Here is a 5,264-nt window from a genome sequence, read left to right on the forward strand (position 1 = left end):
CGCCTCAACGGGGGTCAGAACGTCGCTCACGTTAGTCATCTCGCATTCCTTACGCCGGCAACAGATCTTGTGCAGCCAAATCAGCGGCTACATCTTCAAGTCCGAGTCGGTTCAGGGTTTCACGCGTTGGGCAACCCAGCTCTGGATCCCAGCCCATTTCCTGATAGAACATCGTCAGCGACTGACGCATATCTTCCCTGTCCATCTTGTCGGTCCCTTCAGTGAAGACCGGGATCTTCGGATCTTTATCAAACACCCAGGAGCAGATGAGATCGTGCTCATTGCGCATATCTTTGGTTTGCATCAATTTGACCGTATAGGCACGGTGCAGGGTAAAGATGCGTTCAGCGGCCAGGTCCAGACTCTCCTGCGTGGTTTCATCGCCGGTGACCGCCTGGAAGAATTTTGCTTCCAGATCCAAATCTCCGCGATAGTTACGGCTCTTGAGTGGTGAAACCGTCATCGGCCACACCCAGTTGCACAGCGTAACCGCGTTATGCAGGCAGACTTTCAGCAGCGTCCATTTGGCATATTTGATCTTGGCGGCATTGATCGGGGTGTAGTTTTTGGTTTCGTCGTATGCATCCTGCGAACCAAATAGCTCGCCCGCCACTTCGCGCTGTAATTTCAGCGGTAAACCGGAACCGATGAAGTTGATATGGGTGTGCGCCATACAGTCACGGTTAAACATACAGTTGGTGATCGCCCCCACCTGTGCAGAGGCCTCGTTTGCATGGTGGACAGGAAAACCAAACGGCGACCACAGTTTATTTTTGGCATAACCCCAGTACTCTTCGCCCAAATTCCAGCGTTCAGCAATGGCATACGATCCGTCCGCAAGATGGCTGAGTTCCCCCACGCGATGCGCCAACCGGTAGTAAAAATCCTTAATAAAATGAGGATCGCCCGCTTCCAGCTGATCCCAGCGGATCTCCGCATACTCTTCAGCTGGCAGTACGCGCTTAAAGACGCCTTTCGAATAGCAGTAAGTAAAATCACGGTGCAACTGCCCGTAGTTACACCAGATGCCATAATCGTCAAACAGGTTCAGACCAATCAGATTTCCCACCACGCGCCCATCGTCTTTATCGTCGAAATCTTTCGGGCCATTGGGGAAAATGGTGGTGTGGACAAAGTTCGCCACGCAGGTGTTACCGCCGGTACTTGGCACGCCAAAATCTTTCACCCGCGGGACATTGAGCTGCGACATACAGCGAATGGGACATGAATGGCAGCCGCTCATTTTGACCGTGTATTTCTCAGCGGCTGGCCCCAGATCGAACACGGATTTATAGGTACGGAAACCCACGGTATTCTGGTTACCCGGCGGGATTTCCCCTGTTTCGATTGGTCCCCCTTCTGCCGCGCCCCAGAACAGTCCTTTACGGGCCGTCCAGCGCGAGTTTGGCGAAGAGTATTCTGCCCAGGCCTGCGGGGTGCTTGGCACAACGTGGTTGTTGTTGGCACCGATGAGCTCGGTCATCATGTAATCATTGAGCCGCTTCATCTCTTTACGATCGGCAATATTGACCCCTTTGGTCCCTTCTACCGCAATAGCCTTCAGGTTTTTCGACCCCATTACCGCGCCAGTACCGGCGCCTCCGCTGTGGTTGCGACTGTTGATCATGCAGGAGAGCGGCACCAGATTTTCACCCGCCTGACCAATAGCGGCGACGCAGGTTTCCGGGCTGGTAATACGGCAAATCTCTTCGGTTGTGGCGCGCGTTCCCTTACCCCACAGGAAATCGGCTTTTTCGATGCTGACCTTTTCATCTTTGATGTTGATCCAGACAGGCGTCGCGGACTTGCCTTCGATAATAATGGCGTCGTAACCGGCGAATTTCATTTGCGCAGCGAAGAAGCCGCCCATATGAGCATCCACCACTAAATTGCCTTTGGTAAAAGTCGATAAGGAGGTGATATTGACGCGGGAGCTACAAGGGGCACCAGAGCCCGTTAATGGCCCGGTGGCGAAAACCAGTTTATTCCCTTCATCGAAAGGCATGGTGCCTGGCGGGACTTCGTCGTACATAATTTTATAACCAAAGCCCATCCCGCCGACAAATTTTTTAAATTTACTGGAATCTTCAAGGGTGATATTCCCCGTGGTGAGATTGACCCGTAAAATATTACCTGTCCAACCATTAGCCATCATGTTTTCCTTTGCAAGAAGGTTTAATAGATATACCCGCCATCCTTCAGGCAGTTTTTTTGCAAAACTGCGATATTTTTGGCAATTAATGACGCGTATCAGGTATGCCTGCTATCTATCAAACAGTAATATCTTTCCACTCGATAATTTTTAATGCCCCAGTCGGACAAGCATTGGCGCACTCCCCACATAACACACATTTTGAGGATTTTTTTGTTTCGGTATTCACGGTCGCCATCATCCACGGGCAGGCGGTGGTACAAGCGCTGCAGCCAATACAACGTTTATGATCCACCGCAATACAGCCGTCTTCCTGTTTCCAGGTAATAGCGCCAATGGGGCAGACCTTCATGCATTGCGGATCTTTGCACTGACGGCAGGTATCAGCGGTATAGTTTAAATCGCCATAAAGTCCGCCACCGGACCCGACGCCATCATCGCCAAAGAAGAAGTTGCGATGGATTTTTATACGGGAAAAGAAAGTCCCCACGGCACCATCGTTATAATTGGTACAGGAAATTTCACAGCGGTGGCAGCCAGTACAGCGCGCTCGCTGGGTCACCAGCACCCCTTTCGGCGTATTGATAAGCCCCACGGTACCGCTGTCGATATCTTCCTGCTTACAGCCAAAAAGTGATAACAGTGCAGGGGCGATGGTTAATCCCGCCAAACCTTTTCCTGATATCCGCAGAAATTCAAGCCGCGTTAAACCACAATCTAAAAATGGACGATCAACCTGATTCATTTATTTCGCATCCTCTTCGCAAACGCTGTGTTAGCAACACCTCCAGGCTAAATTAAACCCGTGCAACTCAAGCCATTTCGGGCGGTTAATGTTGCCAACAACACGTAAATTTTTGCCCTAACCTGATCGCGTAAAATGACGGTGGTTAAACTGAATGAATCTAATCCTTTAGGGTTAGGCGTAAAGATAATGTGGTTATTCAGCGCTCATAGTTTTGATCGTCATCAATTAAAAAACGGAAGGGAAATAATAAATGCGGAGTGAGATTTATTATCATTAAGATAAGTTGAAATAATATTTCACATGCTTTGCAAATATTTGTGACTCTACTCGCATATATATTTTAATATATCATTCGGAATATAACTCAATATACAGCGAAGGTTACTCTTCTAATTGCAGTACTAAATTATATATATTGATAAATTAACGTGACGAGAATAAAAGGACGGCGAACGAGACCACCATCCTCTTTTTGTGGATTAACCGGCTAATGCTTTAATGACGGTCTCAATAGCCTGTTTTTCTAACTCGCTGCGCTTCACACGCTGGTTGGCGAGGGTGGTTCTCAGTACTCCCGCAATGACGATATGCTTAGGCTCTTGTCCCAGATCGCGCATTTCCAGCACTACTTTACCGACAACTCTGCACATTTCACGGTACAACTCATCGTCTTTGGTCTGATTTCCCATTTTTTCCCGCTCGTCATTAACTCAAACCAACAGCATATATCAGTCTGACGGATTAGACAAAATTCAATGAAAATCAAATAAATGTCATAAATTTACTGAATCCTCTGCAGTCGATTAACCAGTTCAGCAAGACTCCCCGCCTGCATTTTTTCCATCACCCGCGCCCGATGAACCTCAACCGTGCGCACGGCAATATTCATAGCATCAGCAATTTCCCGATTCATTAACCCTTTTGCTACCAGTTGCGCCAGTTCTCGCTCCTTTGGCGTAAGCTGCTGATAGCAAACCACGATCTCTTGTCGCGAAAAGGCGGCGTGAGAAATCTGCACTGCATGCTCTAACGCCGCTTGCAGAGGCGCGGCGGAAACCGGCTTTTGCAAAAAATCGACCGCACCGCGTTTCATTTGTTCAACCGCCATCGGCACATCGCCATGCCCGGTGAGAAATACCACCGCCAGCGTACTCTCACGCTGGCGCATGGCTTCATGCACAGCATGCCCATCCATTACAGGCATACGCATATCCAGCAAAAGTACGCCCACCTGGTGCAGATTTGCCTCGGTGAGGAATGTTTCGCCTTGCTCCCAGCAACACACCTCATATCCCAGACTTTCCAGTAAAAACGCGCAAGCCTGGGTGACGGCAATATCGTCATCCAGCAGATGAATGATTGCCACGACGGCCTCCCTCCGGGTTTTGCTTAAAATGTAATGTCACCACCACGCCCGCTTTTTCATCTGGAGCCTGATGATTTTTGATCTCAATGTCTCCGTTTGCGTAGCGCACCAGCCGCTGACAAATGGCTAGCCCCAGCCCCATGCCCTCTTTACGGGTGGTCATAAACGGCTGAAAAGCCTGGTACAGCTGCATCTCATCAATACCTCCGGCGTTATCCTGCACCTGAATACTCACATCACCATCCTCACGCTGAGCGCTAAACCACACGGTGGTTGCCCCCGCCTGGGCGGCGTTGAGAACCACATTGGCCAGTACCTGTTCGAGGAGAACACACGGCAACGTTAATGTTAACGCCTTACCGATCTGCGTTTGCAGCGCTACCGCCGGAAATTGCTGGGGCATGCGTAATAATTGCCAGACGTGATGGATAGCATCGTGAACGTTAACAACTTGCCAGTCATCGGTCATCACCGGATTGCCCTGTGCCTGGCTGACCCACTGGCGAAGATTGTGCAGCGTATCAGCCCCCCGCTGCGCCTGGGTATCAATGTGTTCCAGCGCGGGCAGCAGTGGATGCTGTTGATCCTGATTACGCAGGCGGATCAGACAGCCCTGCGCATAATGACGGATAGCCGATAGCGGCTGATTGAGCTCGTGGGCAAAACCCGACGTCATCTCGCCAAGCACGCTCATTTGGCGAGCGGTTTCCAGCTCCTGTTCCTGTTTACGCAACAATACGTTGTTTTGCTCCAACTGCCTGCCGCGTCGGCGGACCAGCAACATCACCCAGATGTAATTGAGCGTCAACAACAACAAGACAAGAGCCGCGGCCCCCATCGCCAGCCGATGTTGAATAAACCAGCTTTTGACATCCAGCCACAGCTGGCGCTGCTGCGGATGCTGGCGGACATCGCGCAGCAACGCTTCCACCTCGCGGGTCGAGGCGGGCGCCCCCCAGCGAAACGTCGCGTTCTGCGGCGCATTGAACAGGGCCCGC

General features: G+C 50.8%; 5 protein-coding genes. All 5 read right to left on the reverse strand.

Going from position 1 to position 5,264, the window contains the following annotated elements; all coding sequences use genetic code 11:
- Positions 1-49: 49 nt before the first annotated feature.
- Positions 50-2,152, reverse strand: a complete 2,103-nt coding sequence (locus FDW87_RS14310; protein ID WP_019076689.1) for an aldehyde ferredoxin oxidoreductase — start codon at positions 2,150-2,152, stop codon at positions 50-52.
- 118 nt (positions 2,153-2,270) lie between these two features.
- Positions 2,271-2,897, reverse strand: a complete 627-nt coding sequence (locus FDW87_RS14315) for a ferredoxin-like protein (protein ID WP_016152920.1) — start codon at positions 2,895-2,897, stop codon at positions 2,271-2,273.
- 482 nt (positions 2,898-3,379) lie between these two features.
- On the reverse strand, positions 3,380-3,589 hold the full coding sequence (gene fumD / locus FDW87_RS14320) for a fumarate hydratase FumD (protein ID WP_003029345.1): 210 nt from the start codon (positions 3,587-3,589) through the stop codon (positions 3,380-3,382).
- A 92-nt stretch (positions 3,590-3,681) separates the two neighbouring features.
- Positions 3,682-4,266 carry a tetrathionate respiration response regulator TtrR gene (gene ttrR, locus FDW87_RS14325; protein ID WP_019076688.1) on the reverse strand — a complete coding sequence of 195 codons (585 nt, stop codon included), beginning with the start codon at positions 4,264-4,266 and terminating at the stop codon, positions 3,682-3,684.
- Positions 4,241-5,264: HAMP domain-containing sensor histidine kinase (locus FDW87_RS22670; RefSeq protein WP_252363188.1), on the reverse strand; the 1,024-nt coding region annotated here is incomplete at its 5' end. The genes ttrR and FDW87_RS22670, both read right to left, overlap by 26 nt.

This window comes from Citrobacter sp. wls826 (genome assembly GCF_005281245.1).
Classification (GTDB): domain Bacteria; phylum Pseudomonadota; class Gammaproteobacteria; order Enterobacterales; family Enterobacteriaceae; genus Citrobacter; species Citrobacter braakii.